Consider the following 17117-nt stretch of genomic DNA (forward strand, 5'->3'; position numbering starts at 1 on the left):
AAACTAAAAACCTTTATTTTTAATGAAAATTTTTAACCGGATTCTGCAAATTTATAACGAACCGCATTTATTAATTGCTGTAAACTATTAAATTAGCTTCCGGAAATCGTTTGTCGTGCATTTAAAAAATTATCTCATCTTTCTGCTTGTCTTTTCCCTGACTTCCTGTGTGTCGGTAAAGAAATATAATGAACATCAAAAAGTATGCATTCCTCCCGAAAAACTGAAGGCGGATGTAGATTTCGCCTATTCCAGACTGAAGGAAACCCATCCTCAGCTGTATTGGTATATTTCAGAAAAGGAACTGGATCATAAATTCGACAGCCTTAAGCAGACCCTCACCCAACCGCTTACCCCGCTTCAGTTTTACTTTAAGCTGCAACCGGTGATTGCAGGCATCCGCGAAGGCCATCTTTCGCTCAGGATCCCTTCAAAGATGATTACGAAAAAAGAAATTAAAAATCTGGAGGGTAAAAAAGGTATGTTCAGCCGTTTCGGCTACTACATTGACGGCGATCGTCTGTTCATCATTGAAAATAAAGATTCCATCCGGCATATACAGCCGGGTACTGAAATCCTGTCCATCGACCGTGTTCCCGTTTCGGACTACATCAGAAAATACCGGAAGCTGATCAGCAGTGACGGTTTCAATACGACTTTTCATCCGTACTATCTGAAAGATGTATTTTTCGGTTACTATGTAGCGGAAAAAGGATATCAGGACCGCGCTACCCTGGAAACGCTTTACAAGGGGCAAAAAAAAACTTACGAACTGACCCGCGAAGAAAAGTCCGGAGACGACCTCAAAAAAGAAAAAGAAAACAGGAAAAGAACAGAAGAAAAAAAGATCAATGACTACATTGCTTTCAGTGATTCTTATAACAGAAGTTTTAAATTTCTGGATCAGGACAGCACGACTGCATACATCAGGATAAAAAGTTTTTCGGGCGATTATTCAGCTAAATTTTACAAAGAAACTTTCGGTAAAATCAAAAAAGCGGGATCATCTTATCTCGTTATCGATATCCGGAACAATTACGGCGGCTCCCTGCAGGAGATCAACAACCTCTACTCGTACCTCAGCCCCGAACCTTATACGCTGATCAAACCCTCACAGGTGGCCTCAGCCGCATCGCCCCTGAAAACAAATTATTTCAGGAAGTCCGGCTTTTTCCCTTACGTTTTAAAAACCCTTGCCTACCCTGCTTTTTTCTTCGGACAGACATTCAGCACATATAAAAAAGACGGCCGGTACTATTATAAAAACAAAGCCGACAAGCTAACAAAACCCAAGCAGGATGTTTTTACGGGGAAAATTTTCGTGCTGATCAACGGCAGCAGCTTTTCGGCCTCTTCGATCCTGACGGCTAAAATGAAAAACGATAAAAGAGCCGTTCTTGTCGGTGAAGAAACCGGCGGGGCCAATGACGGAACGGTAGCCGGATTCTATTCCTACCAGACCCTCCCGAATTCAAAAATTGATTTACCGATCGGCGTGCTTCTGGTACAGCCCAATATCGATTTTACCGGCACTAAAAAAGGTGTTGTGCCGGATGTGAAAATTTCTGAAACCATGCAGGATATCCTGGATCAAAAAGATCCCGAAATGGATTGGGTGATGAAAGAAATTGATCAAGAAAAAAATGAGAAACAGAAGTATTGATTTTATGGACAGAAAATTTTTCAGGTTTTTTAAAATCTTTGTGGCCCTGCTTTTCTTATGGTTTGCCGCTCATTCCATCTACATTATTGCAGACGGTATTTCTGATAACGGAAAGCGGGCAGACCTTGCCGTCATTTTGGGAAATAAAGTCAATGACAACGGTACCTTATCGACCAGACTGGAAAAACGCCTGGAAAGCGGCATCAGTCTCTACAGGGATCAACGGGTAAGAAAGATCCTGGTAAGCGGAGGACTGGGAAAGGAAGGCTTTTACGAAGGCGATGAAATGAAAGAATTCCTGGTTTCAAAAGGTATTCCTGCTTCAGCGATTACGGTAGACAATCAAGGGGACAACACCAGGAAAACCGTTGAAAATACCCTGCGGTTAAGACCTGAGCTTCACTTCAACAGCCTGATTGTTGTTTCCCAATATTTTCATGTTACCCGGACTAAAAAACTGTTCAGGGAAAAAGGGTTTCAGGAAGTAAGTTCGGTAAGCCCGGATTATTTTGAGTGGAAGGATCTGTATGCCTTAATCAGGGAATTTCCGGCTTATTATACCCAATAAAGTTCCGGCAGACCTTTGGTCCGCCGGAATTATCAATCCAACTGCTGAACAAAATGTTCGATCTGCTGAATGTATTTTCCGTAGAAAACCCTGAACCACCATTTTCCGATGATCAGCAACAAAGGCATGGCAATAACCAGAGTCAGGATAAGGATAAAGGCAATCTGGAAATCGGAAAGCGGTACCGGACGGGGAATAAATTCCAGCACAATAATCAGTTCACAGACCAGGAAGGGGACAAAAGACAGATAAAAGGAAAGGTAATATTGCTTATTCAGGTTAAACTGATGCAGCAGATCCTTTAGCCCGTCCAATGTTTTCATAGCCGGGTCGCTCATATTGCGGTACAGCTTGAAAAACTGGCTGAAAAAGAAAAAAGTGACAAAAACCATGGAGCCGATCAGAATCGACAGGTAAAATTTAAATTTAAAATTTCCTTCGCAGAACGCAATTAAGGCAAATGCAAAAACGAAAATCCCGACCGTGGACCACAGCTCCATCCGCATATTTTTACGGATCCTCTCCAGCGGAAGCTTGATCTTGCTTTTCTGTTCAATGCTGATTTCCGGCGTTCCTTCAAAAGAATCGTCCTCATTCCAGGTATTTTTTAGTTCGTCTATATTCATGATGATTGGATTTAAAAGTTAGTCCTATGGTTTTGTAAGATCTCTTTCAGTTTATTTTTGGCACGGTTCATCTTTACCCGGACGTTTCCTTCAGAAATACCCATCTGTCCGGCGATTTCCTTTCCGGAGAAATCTTCCAGATAATAGAAAATAAAAGCCTTATCGATCGGATTCAGCTGATGAATGGCTTTGTACATGGCGCTCAGCTTTTCTTCCTTTTCGTAGTCGGGTTCATCCTGAATAATTTTATAAGCGGTAAAATCTTCATTGCCGATAAAGCTTCTTTTTTTTTCGTTTTTCAGGAAAATAATGGCCGTATTCAGGGCGATCCGGTACAGCCAGGTTGAAAATTCACTTTCGCCTTTAAATTTAGGATAAGCTTTCCAGACCTGGTAGGTGATTTCCTGGAAAAGATCGTCACGGTCGTCTTTATCGTCCATGTACATTTTGGAAATCTTGAAAATGATTCCTTTATGCTTTTCGATCTTCTGTAAAAATTCCTGTTCTGTTGAAGCCATGATTTGTACACTCTTTAGAGTTAGTTGCTCGCTGAAAAAAATGTTACATGTTTTCCTGAAAAATAATCAAGTTAAATATGAATTAAAAGAAAATATGGAATAAAAAGCTTGAAAAAGGGTGGCGGATGCCGGAGAATTTCAGTCGGAACCGATCAGGATAAGTACTGAACGGTAATTTTTATCGGCTGCTGAAAAATTGTTCTTTAAATCCGGCGTTCAGCAGATTAATGAAGAGATTTAATTTTAACCGATCTTAAAAATTTAATAACATCAGAAATTCCATGAAGCAGTTAAAGTCAGTACAGGATATTTTTAAAAAATAACTTTTATCTATTTTTCCGTCACTACCACATTATGGCTCGGTATTTGAAACTCATGGAGTACACCAAAAATATTATTATGCCTTACATTACCAAACAGGACGATCAGAACGTCCAGCTTTATTACGAAGATTTCGGATCAGGACAGCCTATTGTTTTAATTCACGGATGGCCGCTCAGCGGAAAATCCTGGGAAATGCAGATTCCCGTATTGTTAAACTTGGGTTACCGTGTAATCGCCTATGACCGAAGAGGCTTCGGAAAATCCTCTCCTACTGCTGACGGATATGATTACGACGGACTGACGAAAGACCTGCATGAACTGATTTCCCAACTGGATCTGAAAAATGTCATCCTTTTCGGATTTTCAATGGGAGGCGGGGAAGTTGTACGTTATCTGACGAATTACGGTTCGGAAAATGTAGATAAAGTCGCTTTGATTTCATCAATTATCCCGGTTGTTAAGCAGAAAGAAGACAATCCTGACGGAGTTCCACAGGAAAAACTGACTGAAATTCTCAATTCCCTGAAAACGGACCGGATTACGTTCCTGGAATCTTTCCATAAAGATTTCTACAATTATGGAATGCTTTCCAAGCCGGTGAGCCAGAAACAACTGGATTATGATTGGGCTATCGCTTCTTTCGCCAATCCGATTGCTACCATTAAATGTGCAGAAAGCTGGGCAAATACCGATTTCCGTCCTGAACTTCCGAACGTGACTGTAAAAACATTGATTGTACACGGTGATTCAGACAACGTAGTCCCGATTGATACCGCCGGAAAACAGGCTGCTCAGGGAATTGCCAATAATGAATTTTTCATCATCGAAGGCGGTCCGCACGGACTCAATGTAAGCCATGCCGATGAATTAAACAGCATCATCAGCAGATTCTTAACTGAAAAGTAACATTTTTCAACCATCATGTTTTTTTGATTTTACTAATCAAAAATCCGCAGCCTTCGTAAGGCTGCGGATTTTATTTTTGGAGGATTTCCAAAGAAAATAAAGATTTTTACAGATGATCATACGGCATCTACAGCCATAGCTATAAGGATTGTGCGACTGGACTTAACCATAGACTGACATAGATTTTCACATATAATCCCGTTGGCTCCGGCACCGCTCAGCCACCGATAATTACGTTTGTTCAAATTATAAACATAAAAATCTTTGATTTTTAATCTTAGGTGTTCTAAAAATATGCACAACGTTCAATCTTAAATCCCATGTGACTCATGTGTTAAAAGTTTTGTCCCTAATGCAGCTAAATTTTCCAAACAATTGTAGGGATGTATAGATTTTTTGTACCGTGTACTCTTTAAATTTTATCAATTTTAAAAAATATAATCCGTACTCAGGAAATTGGAATCATGGTCCCTGACAATAGTATTCAGCAGGTTCTTATTGGAATCCGTGATTTTGGCAGCGACCAGGGATCTTATAGAGAATGACCGGAGCGCATCAAAAACGGAAAGCGTTCCTTCCGCACTGTCTTTTCTTCCGGTAAAAGGGAAAACGTCCGGACCACGCTGGGCCTGGCAGTTGATGTTCACCCGGCTTACCAGATTCACAAACGGATCGATCAGTTTTGAGACTTCCATCGCGTCTTCACTGAAAATGCTCACCTGCATTCCATGGGAAGCGTGCACCTGGTAATCGATCGGTTCTTCGATACTTTCAAACGGCACCACCGGAATTACCGGGCCGAACTGTTCTTCATGGTAAAGTTTCATCTCACTGTTTACCGGATAAACAACTGCCGGAAAAACAAAAGATTCTTCAGTAAATCCCCCGTGCTCATTCAGTACTTTTCCTCCTTTGGCCACGGCATCATCAATACATTCTTTAAGATAGGAAGGTTTATTCATTTCCGGAAGCGGGGTGATTTTCACATCCTTTTCCCATGGAAGTCCGGGCTTCAGGGCAGAGACTGCGGCCGTCAGCTTTTGGGTAAATTCTTCGGCCACGTCCTTCTGAACGAAAATCAGCTTCAGTGCCGTACACCGTTGCCCGTTAAAAGAAAGGGCGCCTAAAATACATTCGCTCACCGCTACGTCAAGATTGGCATGTTTGGTCACGATAGCCGCATTTTTTGCATCCAAGCTTAGGATGGCCCTCAACCGGTTCACTTTAGGATGCAGTTTTTTCAGTCCGTTGGCTACTTTGCTCGAACCGATAAATGCCAGGACATTCACTTTCCCGCTTTCCATAACCGGGGTGATAATCTCAGAGCCTTTGCCATACAGAGTATTGACCGTTCCGGCAGGAAAGGCCTCTTTAAATGCTTTCAGTAAAGGATAATGTGCCAGAACGCCATGTTTCGGAAGTTTAAACAGGATGGTATTTCCCATAATCAGTGCCGGGATCAATGTCGTAAAGATTTCGTTCAGCGGATAATTGAAAGGCCCCATGCTGAGCACGACGCCAAGCGGCGCCCTTCTGATCTGGGCAATCGTCCCTTCCGCCTCCTGGAAACGGGATGACTCCCGGTCAAGATCTTTTAAAGCATCAATGGTCTGGTTGATGTAATCTACGGTCCTGTCAAATTCTTTGGTAGAATCGGCCAGGGTTTTTCCGATTTCCCACATCAGCAGCCTGATAATAAGATCCCGTTCTTTAATCATCAGATAGACAAACTTCTGCATGCACCTGATCCTTCCCTCTACGGACATCGTCGGCCATGCTCCCAGCCCGTTGTCATAGGCTTTTACACAGGCATCAAGCACCTTCATCGCTTCGTCAGGCCCGATATCCGGAATACTTCCCAGCAACTTTCTTTCCAGTCCGTTTTCCGTACGGATGCAGACCGGCGAGTAGATTTCGGTAATATTACCGTTCCATGCTACCAGCTCACCGTTGAGAAGATACTCGCGCTGGTGGATTTCGGGAACTTTGTATTCTTCGGGAATATCGTTCTCGGATTTGAATATTTCGTGAAAGGAATGGTTGTTTTCTGAATTCATAATTTCTTACTTTTAATAGTCTGATTGGATTTGAATATTAAAGGTAATCCTAAATTCTGACTTTAAAAAGAGCACGGTCATAGATTTGTTCTATTTAAAAAAAGTTTAACACCACGGAACCGGAAAAACGATAATTTTGCTTAAAAATAATTTTATGTATTCAAAATTCGCTCTCGGCGTTCTCTTATTCCTTTCGGCATTTGTTTTTGCCCAGAATTCAAAGACTGCCAATACCGTAATGGCCGGCGGCAAACCGGTTCATACGTACGCTAAATTACCACCGTTAAATAAACAGGCCCCTGTGTTTACTCTTACGGATGTAGCCATGAAAGACCAGACGCTGGATTCCTATAAAGGAAAATACCTGATCCTGAATATTTTCCCGAGCGTCGACACCGGAGTTTGCTCGGCTTCCGTACGCCATTTCAATGAAGATGCCGCCAATCTTCCGAATACGGTTGTGCTTTGCATCTCCAAAGACCTGCCGTTTGCCCAGAAAAGATTCTGCGGGGCCGAAGGGATCAAAAACGTGGTGATGCTCTCCGATTTCCGTTCGGATTTCGGGAAAAAGTATGGGGTTGAACTGACGGATTCTGCCATGAAAGGCCTGTTGAGCAGAGCGGTTGTGGTTATTGATCCTTCAGGGAAAATCATTTATGAAGAACAGGTAGCGGATATTTCCCACGAACCGAATTATGAAGCGGCCATCGGTGCCTTAAAAAAATAAAGCATTTACACATTATACAAAGACCGTTTACAGACGGTCTTTTTTACGTTTAAGTTCAATCGCCGTCTCCGCCGATTCCATTAAATTCTTTCGTAGAATAATAGAGAAAGGTCAGGACCAGTAAATCATGAGTGGATTCATCTGCTTCTATATGAAAAACGGGATCTTTGAACCATTTTTTCTCTTCTCTGATCTCAATAAGAAGCCTGCCTTTTTCATACAGCTGATTTGTTTTCCTTAGAGCAAAATTATAGATCCTTACCTTTTCACCGGATTTGATGATCCGTTCCTTCGCCAAGTCGGTAAAATAAATAACCCCTCTGGCGTTGAACAGCTCTACGTCATTCTTCATAAATCCTACATTCCTGATATCGTAGCTCCGTGCATTGTAAATGATATAGTGCCTCAAGCTAAAGATTTTGCTGGCATCAACGATTCTTCCGACTTCATTCCGGTGTTCATCGAACATCACAAATTGTTTCCGTTGATGACTGGCGGTATATTTTTTCAAGATAATCCTAATTTCTTTTTGTTTTTTTCTTTTTCGTGGTTACCAAAATAACTCCGTTGATTCCTTTTGAGCCATATAAGGAAGTCGCCTCCTCGTCTTTTAGGATATTTATGGTTTCTATGGATTCAGGATCCGTTTTCTGCAGTTCTTCCAGGGTAATTACCTGGCCATCCAAAACAGTCAGCGGTTTTTGATCTTCCCTTAAAGAAGCATGGGCCCCTCCTATCCGCAGCTGCTTTTCCGAATGGTCTTTTAAGGCAGGTTTTCCAACGTTACCCCGCAAGGTTAAAACCGCTTCTTTCTCCTTTTGAGAAGTCGCTAACTGATCTTCACGGATCAAAGTCCCTCCGCCTGTTACCATAGAATTAACTTTTTTTGTATAAAATCCTGTCAGGACCACCTCCTCGATCTTTCCCGGTCTCAGCGTATCTGCTGCCTGTTGCGCCCGCAAAGAAACAAAACCTCCGGCCGTTAACATAAAACCGGCCGCAAATCTTGTAAAGAGGGAATTTACGTAGGAGTACTGCAGATCCCGGTTCAGCCGGGATTCCCTGAAATTACCGCAGATATTTTCAGAAGGATCTGAAAAGGCATGGATCATTTCATCGTCAGATGCATCGGTAAAATCCCTCACGGTTTCGGCACATACGGAACAGAATCTTCCCTGTTCATCCGGCGGCATGGCTTCCCAGTTTTCATAACAGGGTGTTGGTATGGTGATTTTCATAAGTTTAGTTTTAAAGATCTTCAATCCTGGATCTTTGATCATTCCTTCCTCTTGCTGAATGGAGAATGCGGATAAATATTGTATTGAATCATCAGACCTTGCTGGCTACTTCCTTTTCTGTTTTGTGGTAACCTCAATGGCGCCGTTAAAGGCTTTTCTACCATACCGGCCTGTAGCATAAGCACCTTTCAGGACGTTGATTTTCCTTATGGATTCAGGATCGAGCGCTTTGAAATCCGTCTCAGTTCCGGGTTTTCCGTTAATCACATATAAAGGGCTACGGTATTTATCAATGCTTTCACGACGGATTCCACCCAGGATCAGATGTTTTGTTGAAGCCGTATCATTCCTGATCAGTTTAGGAGCAGGTTTGCCTTTTAGACTCGCTTCTTTCAGCGTATCACTTTTCGAACTGCAATGTTCCTGCGCATGAAACGGAACCAGCCCTGAAGCCGTTACAATAAACCCCACGGCAAACCTGGCAAACAATGAATTGACGTAGGAATATCCCAGATCCCTGTTCAGCTGCGATTCCCTGAAATTACCGCAGATCTTTTCAGAAGGATCTGAAATAGCACGGATCATTTCGTCATCGGAAGCATCGGTAAAATCCCTTACGGTTTTGGAGCATACGGAACAGAATCTTCCCTGTTCATGCGGCGTCATGGTTTCCCAGTTTTCATGACAGGGTGTCGGTATTGTGATTTTCATAAATATTGCTTTTATTGATAAAGATGCATTATTTTCCAAAAAGGTTGGAAAGAAACTGATATATTTTTAAATCCAGATATTTTCCGGTCTGAAAAAATTCCCGATCTTTCGGAAATCAAAACAATCCTGTGAACTTTTAAAGCAGCATGAAAGAAGAAAGCATTGACCGCCTGAATAATTTATTTTATAATTTAAAAACCGAAGAAGAGAAACTGCAGCACCGCCTGGCTAAGAAAAAGAGTGAGGAAGAGGTTTTTCTGGAAGGGTTCAGGATGCTGTGCAAAAACTTTATCGATCCGAAAATGCAGGAGTTCCGGAGCATGCTGAGGGAAAATAAATTCGGCAGCAGGATCTCCATCGCTGAAGAAACGGCATACGGAACGGGAATCCTTGCGCAGCCCCACATCAAACTGCAGATTTCCAGAAATGTGGAGTCTAATTTTTACGCAAACGATAAATTTCCGCACGTGATGTTCGTAGCAGATAAAAATTTAAAAAGAATCGGTATCCATCTGGATACCATTTTCCAGAATGGGACGGGAACCGCGGCTCTGAAACCGGATTTTTACACCCTGGCTACCCTGGATGAAGATGCCATAGAAAAGGAAATTATCGAAGGGCTTGAAAAGATTCTGGTCAACCGGTAATCTTAAAAGGCTTGAGGAGAAAAACCGGGTGCCGGAAGTCTGTTTATATTTTATCACGTTTATTCGATCAATCACTCAGAAATCAATCCGGTCTAAAAATTTTGAAATAATTAATTCGCTTTTGACTCGGAGTTTCCTTTTACTGCTACATCTTACAAGTAATCAAAGAATTGATCAGAAGGATGATCTGATGAAAGTGTCCGTCTGATCCATCCGCTTCATCGGCGGCTTTGCGATTTTACTTTGATGCCTTTAAAATGTGCGCAATGATCATTAGACTTTGTGTTAATGTATGCGATCCATCCTCGTGCAAACCGTAATCCAAACCGTTGAAAGCAGCAGGGAAAGGCAGGTAATGCACAGGCCTGCTTTGTAAAGGTCATACGGAATGATCCCCGTTTTATAAGCTATAGATAAAGCCAGGATCCCGAATTCCCCGGTCTGCGAAAGCAGGGCACCGCCGTACCAGCTCTCTTTCCAGTTGTATTTCAGCACCCTGAAAACCAGGGCCGACATCAGGCTGTTGCTGATCAGCACGAAAAAAGTCCCTAACAGGATGATCTCATAATGCTCATACACATATTCCAGATCCAGCCTCAACCCGACCGATACGAAAAAGAGCGTGATAAAAAATACTTTGAAAGGAATCAAAGCATGCTCGAGCCAGTTCAGCATTTTCAATCTTCCGACCATCACGCCGGCAATAAAACTTCCCAGCGCACTGCTTAAACCGATCAGTTCCGCCAGCAGACCGAATCCGAGACAGATAAGCAGTCCTGTAAACACCTGCAGGTCATGGTCGTCTTCAATATTCCGGAACAGCCGCGGCAATCTGATTTCCTGGACATTCCTTATTTTTTTAAACAGGAAAAATACGGCCATACTGAAAAGCACCGGCAGCACGAGATTCCGCAGATCCGCCTGTTCCCCGCTCCAGGCTTTCAGCAGGGTAAGCGCCGGCGCCAGCAGCAGGTCCTGAACGATCAGGATATTAAGCAGCGTAATCCCGAAACCGGTATGAAGCGTTCCGTGCTTTTTGAGGAATTCGCTGACGACCGCGGTGCTGTTGAAGGTAAACAGAATGGCAATCAGGATCGTGCTCCTGAAATCCAGACCGATGAAGTGCCCGATCAGAAAGGCAAAGCCGAGACTGAGCAGGATCTTGATCCCCTGCGCTACCAGCGGTTTAACGATAAGGCTGTGGTGATTCGGAATATTGATTTCCATCCCCAGGAAAAACATCAGCAGGAGAATCCCCATCTCCCCGATCACTTCAATTTCATGGATTCCGGTAAATACTTTCAGGACATAAGGCCCGAGCAGAATTCCGGCGGCGATGTAGGCAATAAGATAAGGCTGCTTCAGCTTTTTAAGCAGAAAAATAAGTCCTGTAGTAACCAGGCACAGAATGCAAACCGATAAAAGCAACGTATTCATAACGCACTGTTATTTAAATCTACATTAAAAAATTGACAGAAATAGTGGATTGGATTTTGGATGATTTACCAATGACCGGTAATGACAATTGGTTTTCCTGAGGAAAACCAATTGCTGTAAGTTTGTCTTGAATTACTGAATCTCGATCAGTCTCGGTGCCTGTTTCCTGGCTTTTTCCGTCTTGGGAATCATCAGTTTCAGAACCCCGTTGTCGTACCGGGCCTCGATGTGTTCTTCATCCACCACGTCTTTGGCAAGCTCGAAGCTGCGCTGGAACGACTGGTAGCTGAATTCCCGCCGCGTGTAATTGGACCTGGATTCTTCGGTTTCATTTTTTCTGGATGACGAAATGGTAAGCAGGTTGTTGTCCAGGGTGATCCTGAAATCCTCTTTTTCCATTCCCGGTGCCGCTACTTCAACTTCGAAATTTTCATCATTTTCCCGGATGTTCACCGAAGGAACAGTCGTTAATGTGGAAGAAAAATTGGTGTTGCCCCAATTAAAAAGTTCGCGGCTGAAAAAGTCATCGAACAGTGCACGTGGGTTGGCAGGCAAAAAGCTGCCGTTGTTTCTTTTTACGATTGACATAACAAACGAATTTTTAAGGTTAAACATTAATTTTAATGAACACACTTCCATATTTTCAAAGGTTATGCCAGGGCTATACGGCTGAAATCTTGTCACTTGAAGCGAAAAATTGTCATTTCCGAAAGTTAAATTTGTCAGATTTTGAAAAGCCCTTTTACTGATTGTCCCTATTTTTGATATACTTTCATTGATAAACAAATGCAACCCTGTTAACCAACTAACGACTTTATAATAATGGAATTATCTGAACATCATCTTGAAGAACTGCGCCAGGCCATGGAAATCCTGGAAAACCCGGGAATCGTTGCCAAAATTACCAATGCGATCGGTCAGCCTTTGGAAAAGACCCTGAAATTTCTTCCTAAAAATATACATGAAAAAATAGGAACGATTACGGAAGCCGCCTTGATAAAAGCTGCTGACGCTGCTATTTTCACCGTGAAGGACATTCCCAACACACAACCTTCCAACTGGTGGCATAAAATCGGGGTCGCGGCTTCCGGAGCGGTCGGCGGATTTTTCGGGCTTCCGGCACTTGCCGTTGAGCTTCCGGTTTCCACCACCATTATGCTGCGTTCCGTTATCGATATCGCGCGCAGCCAGGGAGAATCGGTGAAGGATCCCGACGTTAAGCTGGCCTGTCTCGAAGTATTTGCCCTCGGCGGAAAAAGCGAAGCCGATGATGCCAGCGAAAGCGGATATTTCGCTACCCGGATCGCCCTCGCCCAGACCATGACCGAAGCAGCTAAACAGTTTACTTCTAAAACCCTTGCCGACGAAGGCGCATCGATGATCGTCAAACTCATCTCAAAAGTGGCCGCCCGCTTCAGCATACAGGTCTCCGAAAAAGTCACCGCTCAGGCGGTGCCTGCTATCGGGGCGGCTGGCGGAGCAATTGTCAATACTTTATTTATCGACCACTTTCAGGATATGGCAAAAGGTCATTTTATCGTCAGAAAGCTGGAAAAGATTTATGGTGAAGAAACCGTGAGAACGGCTTATGAAGACATGCTGTAAAAATAACTTTGTCAAAGACTTTTAGCTTTGACAAAGTTTTACCGGTGAAAATAGCGCGGATCGGGATACTGAAACTGAAAGTCCAGTCCGGAGATCAGCTTTTCCGGGGAGATGATCCTTCCTGTATCGGCTCGCGTTCCGGAATACGGCAGGCCTTTCTGGGCATTGATGACTTCTTCCTTGTTGGGATGAACGGGAGCAACGACATTGTATACTTTCGACTCCGAATGCCTGTCCAGCATCTTTTCAATTACCGAACAGATGTCTGTATAATGGATGTGGTTCACCAGCTGGTCCAGGTTGGAAATATTGTAATTTTTCAGCAGCCTGTCGCCGCCCATCAGTCCGCCCAGTCTCAGGATATTGGCCTGCGGGAATTTTTCAAGGATGAAGCTTTCACTTTCCACTTGTTCTGCGGGCTGATCTTCCTCCGTATATTCTTTTTCGGAATCCGGATAAATACCCGTTGAACTCGTATAAAAAAGCTGGCCTTCAAAATCGCCGATAAACCGCAGCAGGTTATGTCTTTTTCCCGTCATCGGAATTTTGGCTCCCCGCAATCCCGAAAAAGGAACGGCAATGATGATCGCATCCAGACCGGAAGCCGTCTCCCACTGCTCTATTTCCGCATTCGGTTCATCCGGAAATTTCACCAAAAAAGCCTGATATCCTTTTGATTTCAGACCATCCAGTTTGGCTTCCGTTGTGGTTGTTGCAAAAATTTCATACCGGTCCGACAGATGTTCGGCGATATGGTTGCCCAACCAGCCACAGCCGATGATTCCCAGTTTTTTCATATTATTTTTAGCTTGTATTTGAATGTTATGGTTGTAAAGATTTGTAATTCTCTTCCGGATCCTGATAATTCTGAAGAACACGCACAATATAAATGATGTCACCCTCAATTTTGTATACAATGGTATTGTGGCGGGTCAAAATATATTTTCGGAATTCGGTGTCCTCATATTGTGATAATACAACATGGTCAGAAGATATAATTTCCAGTGCCCGGTCGTATTTTTCATAAAAATCCGATAGCCCATTTAATGACCATTTTCTGAGGAGGTATTCTTCTATGTTCTTAAGATCAAGATCAGCACTAGCTAATATTTCGATCTGCCTCATCCCTGTACCTTTTCATTCTTTCGTTTCTTTCAGCTTCCCAAACTTCGTGAGGAATGGTTCTGCCTGCCTTAATATCTTCTTCGCCCTTCCTTAATGATTCCAGGATTTCCTCTTTCGTTTCATTGCGCCATTGCTTTACTTCTATGGTTTTTGAGATCACCAACAGTTCTTCCGGCGTAAACCTCTTTTCTTTCAGCTTCTTGAAAAACGTCGGCTTTTTGATCCCCGATTTCTCAATAATATAAGACATCTTGAAAGGTGAATTTTTCAGGATTTCATCAATGTTATTCTGAATCTCAATAAATTTTTCTATTTCAGCTATCATAATTTTATGTTTTTTGTATCATTATTTTATACAAATGTAGTCATTTAATGAGACTTATATTTATAAAAAATTTAAATTATCCACTATTTAATTTAGTTGTATGAATTGTATTATCATTTATAAACGTAATATAAAACCCGGTAATTTACCGGGTTTTATATTACTTATTTGATGGCTGATCTTTTTTCATTGCTTCTGTTAACCACCGAATTTTTTGCGGCTTTTACCAGTTCGTTGGTATCATTATACACCAGCTCCCATCCCGTAACATCTTTCATAGCTGTCAGTAAGTTGATGTAAGATTTAAGGTTTTTCTCAAGATCTTTGCGGATGGCTGTCGCGCTGGTCATCTGCCGGAGATCGGCGTTGGCTTCTGCCTGCTCCGCAAATACCAATTCAAAATTTTCATGCTTCGCTTTCATTTCGGCAAAGGCAGCAGTAAGGGACAGCAACATCATTCTCTGTGCATTTTCGGCAGTTTCCAGTTCTCCGATTAACTTTCTCATCTGCGCCGTCTGCGAAGAATAGCTTAAACGGTCGAGATCCAATCCGAAATTTTTAAAAACCGTATACAGATCCTCTGCCGCCTGATGATTCGCTGCGGAGGGTAGTTTCCGATATCCGTTCAGGAAAGCTTTAAGATTGGAATAGGCAACATCCCTTTCATGATCGGCCGTTGCCACATCCTTCCCTTTTCCGCTGTAACCTGGTTTGGTATAGACTTTATCATATTCCGCATAAGAATTCTGTAAAGCAGCAATAAGAGGATGGTTGGTAACTACAGGATATTTCCCTGATTGTGCATTTGAAATAATTCTCTGAGCCAAAGTTGCGAGATCTTTGGTGCTCAATCTCACTAATGAAATTTTCATACTTGAAGTGTGTTTTTTTTGTTAAAAAAGGATTAATGAATCAAGCAAATATAAATAATTCTGCATTTACTTTAAAACATTCTGCGGGGAATAAAATGCATTTATATTTTATTACAAATAAGCCTGTTTACAATAATGTAAAATGTATTTCCTTATAAACAAGGATGTTTTAGTTAAAATACAGTTGTAAGAGATTACTAACAACGCTGTTTGAATTAAAATACAGATGCAAGAAATTTGTTTTAAGGGGATTTTAAAATTACGTAGAAATACTGAAAACAGTTTTAAAGTAGTTTTGTAGATTGTCAAATATTTTTAGAATAAATAACATAAAGTATTAGGAGATAAGAAATTAAAATCTAAAAACAATAAAGAATTTCAAAAATAATAGTATTTAAATGATTAGAATTAAGGTCACATCTTCTGTTAAATTTAATTGAACTGGATTGAACTATCAACCGTAATTTTACGAAAACTAATTATAATGGATGAGTATAATTTTTCTGCAAAAGAAATTTATCAAATTTTAAAAGAAAAAAAAATCACATTTTTATATCACGCTAACACATTATCTACATCTTGACTTTCATTGAAAATCGTGCAATGCTATCAAGATATTATGTAGAACAAAATAGTTTATACCAAACTCCTCAAAAATCTGATGAAGAAGATAAAAAATATAATGTGTGGGATTACGTGTTCTTAGATGGAGAAGATTTACATACTAGATACAAACGAGCTAATAAATACGGACCAATCCTATTTAGATTTAATTTAGATATGCTAATGTCCCCGTCCATTAAATTAATTCAAATAACAAAATCTAATCCATGGTATTGGAAAGAAAATACATTAATGTCACAAAAATTTTATAATTCAAGTGAAGAATTTAAAAACGATTACCTTACTAGCAAAAAATTAGATTCACAAATAATGTTTCTTATAAAATCTCCCGAAAAAGAAATTAAATTAAATAAATTTTTACATTCCATAGGTGTTGATATACCCAAACTGCTAATTAATTTGGTTGGTGGTAGTCAAATGAGTGTTGGAGATTATGCCTTTCAAGCTATTGAAAAATCATTAAAGGAAAATGGATTAAATCACATTCCTATTTTGAAAAGACACGGTGGAAATCTTACTACTTGTGGTTGTCATAGAAATTATAATTACTTATACACATTTGATTATAAAGAATTCAAAAAAAGATTTGGAAAGAATAAATAAGATTTATTTTATATGTCTAAGTTAAAGTAAAATGCTCACACTAATTTGGAAATAAACATTTTAAATATAAATAAGCAATTTTTCATATCTAACTTTAAATAAATTCCTCCCCACGAGCTCACAAGTTTGTAATTGCAATAAGTATTATGTAACATTTCTTCCCTTGCCCAATCCCCTAATATTTTCTAAATTTACCCTTTACTAACAATAAAAACACCGGTCATGGAACAAAAAGTACATCAGGGACGCAACGTCAAAAGATTCAGGGAGATGCTGGGCATCAAACAAGAGGCATTGGCTTTTGATCTGGGGGAAGAGTGGAACCAGAAGAAGATCTCAATTTTGGAACAGAAAGAAGTGGTAGAAGAAGCATTGCTGCAAAAGATTTCTGAAGTTTTAAAAATTCCTGTAGAGGCTTTTCAGAATTTTGATGAGGAGCAGGCGATTAATGTTATATCAAACACTTTTACAAGCAATGATACCTCAACATTAAATGCGATCAATTCTAACTGCAATTTTAATCCATTAGACAAAATGGTTG

General features: G+C 41.1%; 20 protein-coding genes. 8 read left to right on the top strand and 12 right to left on the bottom strand.

What is annotated here, in order from left to right; all coding sequences use genetic code 11:
* Positions 1-115 precede the first annotated feature (115 nt).
* Together CHA01nite_RS18300 and CHA01nite_RS18305 are read left to right on the top strand one after the other, a co-directional pair.
* On the top strand, positions 116-1663 hold the full coding sequence (locus CHA01nite_RS18300; protein ID WP_146944054.1) for a S41 family peptidase: 1548 nt from the start codon (positions 116-118) through the stop codon (positions 1661-1663).
* A complete protein-coding gene (locus CHA01nite_RS18305) occupies positions 1644-2231 on the top strand; it encodes a YdcF family protein (RefSeq protein ID WP_228458452.1) in 588 nt (195 codons plus the stop codon). Before CHA01nite_RS18300 ends, CHA01nite_RS18305 begins: the two co-directional genes overlap by 20 nt.
* Before the next feature lie 32 nt (positions 2232-2263).
* On the opposite strand, the gene CHA01nite_RS18310 is transcribed toward CHA01nite_RS18305, so the two are convergent.
* The gene (locus CHA01nite_RS18310) at positions 2264-2857 is read right to left on the bottom strand and encodes a hypothetical protein (RefSeq protein WP_146944056.1); all 594 of its coding nucleotides are present in this window, start codon (positions 2855-2857) and stop codon (positions 2264-2266) included.
* An 11-nt stretch (positions 2858-2868) separates the two neighbouring features.
* Complete coding sequence (locus CHA01nite_RS18315; protein ID WP_146944058.1) at positions 2869-3375, bottom strand: RNA polymerase sigma factor; 507 nt, start codon at positions 3373-3375, stop codon at positions 2869-2871.
* 399 nt (positions 3376-3774) lie between these two features.
* Between CHA01nite_RS18315 and CHA01nite_RS18320 the strand changes: the two genes are divergently transcribed.
* On the top strand, positions 3775-4605 hold the full coding sequence (locus tag CHA01nite_RS18320; RefSeq protein WP_146944060.1) for an alpha/beta fold hydrolase: 831 nt from the start codon (positions 3775-3777) through the stop codon (positions 4603-4605).
* A gap of 428 nt (positions 4606-5033) precedes the next feature.
* Here CHA01nite_RS18320 and CHA01nite_RS18325 read toward each other — a convergent pair whose 3' ends face one another.
* Positions 5034-6662, bottom strand: a complete 1629-nt coding sequence (locus tag CHA01nite_RS18325; protein ID WP_146944062.1) for an NADP-dependent glyceraldehyde-3-phosphate dehydrogenase — start codon at positions 6660-6662, stop codon at positions 5034-5036.
* Positions 6663-6900: 238 nt separating this feature from the next.
* Here CHA01nite_RS18325 and tpx point away from each other — a divergent pair, with 238 nt between their 5' ends.
* Positions 6901-7389 (top strand): thiol peroxidase, encoded by a 489-nt coding sequence (gene tpx, locus CHA01nite_RS18330; RefSeq protein ID WP_146944094.1) that lies wholly within the window; start codon positions 6901-6903, stop codon positions 7387-7389.
* A 55-nt stretch (positions 7390-7444) separates the two neighbouring features.
* Here tpx and CHA01nite_RS18335 read toward each other — a convergent pair whose 3' ends face one another.
* The 3 genes from CHA01nite_RS18335 to CHA01nite_RS18345 form a co-directional block, all read right to left on the bottom strand.
* Complete coding sequence (locus tag CHA01nite_RS18335) at positions 7445-7900, bottom strand: hypothetical protein (protein ID WP_146944064.1); 456 nt, start codon at positions 7898-7900, stop codon at positions 7445-7447.
* A gap of 7 nt (positions 7901-7907) precedes the next feature.
* Complete coding sequence (locus CHA01nite_RS18340; RefSeq protein ID WP_170234771.1) at positions 7908-8627, bottom strand: TonB-dependent receptor plug domain-containing protein; 720 nt, start codon at positions 8625-8627, stop codon at positions 7908-7910.
* A 105-nt stretch (positions 8628-8732) separates the two neighbouring features.
* On the bottom strand, positions 8733-9338 hold the full coding sequence (locus CHA01nite_RS18345) for a TonB-dependent receptor plug domain-containing protein (protein WP_146944068.1): 606 nt from the start codon (positions 9336-9338) through the stop codon (positions 8733-8735).
* Positions 9339-9484: 146 nt separating this feature from the next.
* Here CHA01nite_RS18345 and CHA01nite_RS18350 point away from each other — a divergent pair, with 146 nt between their 5' ends.
* Positions 9485-9985, top strand: a complete 501-nt coding sequence (locus CHA01nite_RS18350; RefSeq protein WP_146944070.1) for a hypothetical protein — start codon at positions 9485-9487, stop codon at positions 9983-9985.
* A gap of 285 nt (positions 9986-10270) precedes the next feature.
* On the opposite strand, the gene CHA01nite_RS18355 is transcribed toward CHA01nite_RS18350, so the two are convergent.
* Both CHA01nite_RS18355 and CHA01nite_RS18360 read right to left on the bottom strand, forming a co-directional pair.
* The gene (locus CHA01nite_RS18355; protein ID WP_228458453.1) at positions 10271-11422 is read right to left on the bottom strand and encodes a cation:proton antiporter domain-containing protein; all 1152 of its coding nucleotides are present in this window, start codon (positions 11420-11422) and stop codon (positions 10271-10273) included.
* A 132-nt stretch (positions 11423-11554) separates the two neighbouring features.
* Positions 11555-12010, bottom strand: coding sequence for an Hsp20/alpha crystallin family protein (locus CHA01nite_RS18360; RefSeq protein WP_146944072.1), 456 nt, complete (start codon positions 12008-12010; stop codon positions 11555-11557).
* 234 nt (positions 12011-12244) lie between these two features.
* Here CHA01nite_RS18360 and CHA01nite_RS18365 point away from each other — a divergent pair, with 234 nt between their 5' ends.
* Entirely contained in the window at positions 12245-13027 is a 783-nt protein-coding gene (locus tag CHA01nite_RS18365; protein ID WP_146944074.1) for an EcsC family protein, read from the top strand.
* A gap of 38 nt (positions 13028-13065) precedes the next feature.
* On the opposite strand, the gene CHA01nite_RS18370 is transcribed toward CHA01nite_RS18365, so the two are convergent.
* From CHA01nite_RS18370 to CHA01nite_RS18385, 4 genes are all read right to left on the bottom strand, one after another.
* Positions 13066-13824, bottom strand: coding sequence for a Rossmann-fold NAD(P)-binding domain-containing protein (locus CHA01nite_RS18370; protein ID WP_146944076.1), 759 nt, complete (start codon positions 13822-13824; stop codon positions 13066-13068).
* Between the two features lie 25 nt (positions 13825-13849).
* A complete protein-coding gene (locus CHA01nite_RS18375) occupies positions 13850-14152 on the bottom strand; it encodes a type II toxin-antitoxin system RelE/ParE family toxin (protein ID WP_146944078.1) in 303 nt (100 codons plus the stop codon).
* Positions 14127-14477: a hypothetical protein gene (locus tag CHA01nite_RS18380; protein WP_146944080.1), complete on the bottom strand. Its 351-nt coding sequence runs from the start codon at positions 14475-14477 to the stop codon at positions 14127-14129. Before CHA01nite_RS18380 ends, CHA01nite_RS18375 begins: the two co-directional genes overlap by 26 nt.
* 164 nt (positions 14478-14641) lie before the next feature.
* Complete coding sequence (locus tag CHA01nite_RS18385; RefSeq protein ID WP_146944082.1) at positions 14642-15349, bottom strand: DUF6261 family protein; 708 nt, start codon at positions 15347-15349, stop codon at positions 14642-14644.
* A gap of 603 nt (positions 15350-15952) precedes the next feature.
* On the opposite strand from CHA01nite_RS18385, the gene CHA01nite_RS18390 reads away from it, so the two are divergent.
* Both CHA01nite_RS18390 and CHA01nite_RS18395 read left to right on the top strand, forming a co-directional pair.
* The gene (locus CHA01nite_RS18390; RefSeq protein ID WP_146944084.1) at positions 15953-16576 is read left to right on the top strand and encodes a hypothetical protein; all 624 of its coding nucleotides are present in this window, start codon (positions 15953-15955) and stop codon (positions 16574-16576) included.
* A gap of 222 nt (positions 16577-16798) precedes the next feature.
* Positions 16799-17117, top strand: a 319-nt coding sequence (locus CHA01nite_RS18395) for a helix-turn-helix domain-containing protein (protein WP_146944086.1), incomplete at its 3' end; no start/stop codon positions are given.

It is taken from the genome of Chryseobacterium hagamense (genome assembly GCF_007991455.1).
Classification (GTDB): Bacteria; Bacteroidota; Bacteroidia; order Flavobacteriales; family Weeksellaceae; genus Chryseobacterium; species Chryseobacterium hagamense.

Excerpts from the sequence above, each read along its gene's own strand:
- CHA01nite_RS18305 (WP_228458452.1), top strand. The coding sequence starts at position 1,644 with ATGAGAAACAGAAGTATTGATTTTATGGACAGAAAATTTTTCAGGTTT.
- CHA01nite_RS18310 (WP_146944056.1), bottom strand. The coding sequence starts at position 2,857 with ATGAATATAGACGAACTAAAAAATACCTGGAATGAGGACGATTCTTTT.
- CHA01nite_RS18315 (WP_146944058.1), bottom strand. The coding sequence starts at position 3,375 with ATGGCTTCAACAGAACAGGAATTTTTACAGAAGATCGAAAAGCATAAA.
- CHA01nite_RS18320 (WP_146944060.1), top strand. The coding sequence starts at position 3,775 with ATGCCTTACATTACCAAACAGGACGATCAGAACGTCCAGCTTTATTAC.
- CHA01nite_RS18325 (WP_146944062.1), bottom strand. The coding sequence starts at position 6,662 with ATGAATTCAGAAAACAACCATTCCTTTCACGAAATATTCAAATCCGAG.
- tpx (WP_146944094.1), top strand. The coding sequence starts at position 6,901 with ATGGCCGGCGGCAAACCGGTTCATACGTACGCTAAATTACCACCGTTA.
- CHA01nite_RS18340 (WP_170234771.1), bottom strand. The coding sequence starts at position 8,627 with ATGAAAATCACCATACCAACACCCTGTTATGAAAACTGGGAAGCCATG.
- CHA01nite_RS18345 (WP_146944068.1), bottom strand. The coding sequence starts at position 9,338 with ATGAAAATCACAATACCGACACCCTGTCATGAAAACTGGGAAACCATG.
- CHA01nite_RS18350 (WP_146944070.1), top strand. The coding sequence starts at position 9,485 with ATGAAAGAAGAAAGCATTGACCGCCTGAATAATTTATTTTATAATTTA.
- CHA01nite_RS18355 (WP_228458453.1), bottom strand. The coding sequence starts at position 11,422 with ATGAATACGTTGCTTTTATCGGTTTGCATTCTGTGCCTGGTTACTACA.
- CHA01nite_RS18360 (WP_146944072.1), bottom strand. The coding sequence starts at position 12,010 with ATGTCAATCGTAAAAAGAAACAACGGCAGCTTTTTGCCTGCCAACCCA.
- CHA01nite_RS18365 (WP_146944074.1), top strand. The coding sequence starts at position 12,245 with ATGGAATTATCTGAACATCATCTTGAAGAACTGCGCCAGGCCATGGAA.
- CHA01nite_RS18370 (WP_146944076.1), bottom strand. The coding sequence starts at position 13,824 with ATGAAAAAACTGGGAATCATCGGCTGTGGCTGGTTGGGCAACCATATC.
- CHA01nite_RS18375 (WP_146944078.1), bottom strand. The coding sequence starts at position 14,152 with ATGAGGCAGATCGAAATATTAGCTAGTGCTGATCTTGATCTTAAGAAC.
- CHA01nite_RS18380 (WP_146944080.1), bottom strand. The coding sequence starts at position 14,477 with ATGATAGCTGAAATAGAAAAATTTATTGAGATTCAGAATAACATTGAT.
- CHA01nite_RS18385 (WP_146944082.1), bottom strand. The coding sequence starts at position 15,349 with ATGAAAATTTCATTAGTGAGATTGAGCACCAAAGATCTCGCAACTTTG.
- CHA01nite_RS18390 (WP_146944084.1), top strand. The coding sequence starts at position 15,953 with ATGCTATCAAGATATTATGTAGAACAAAATAGTTTATACCAAACTCCT.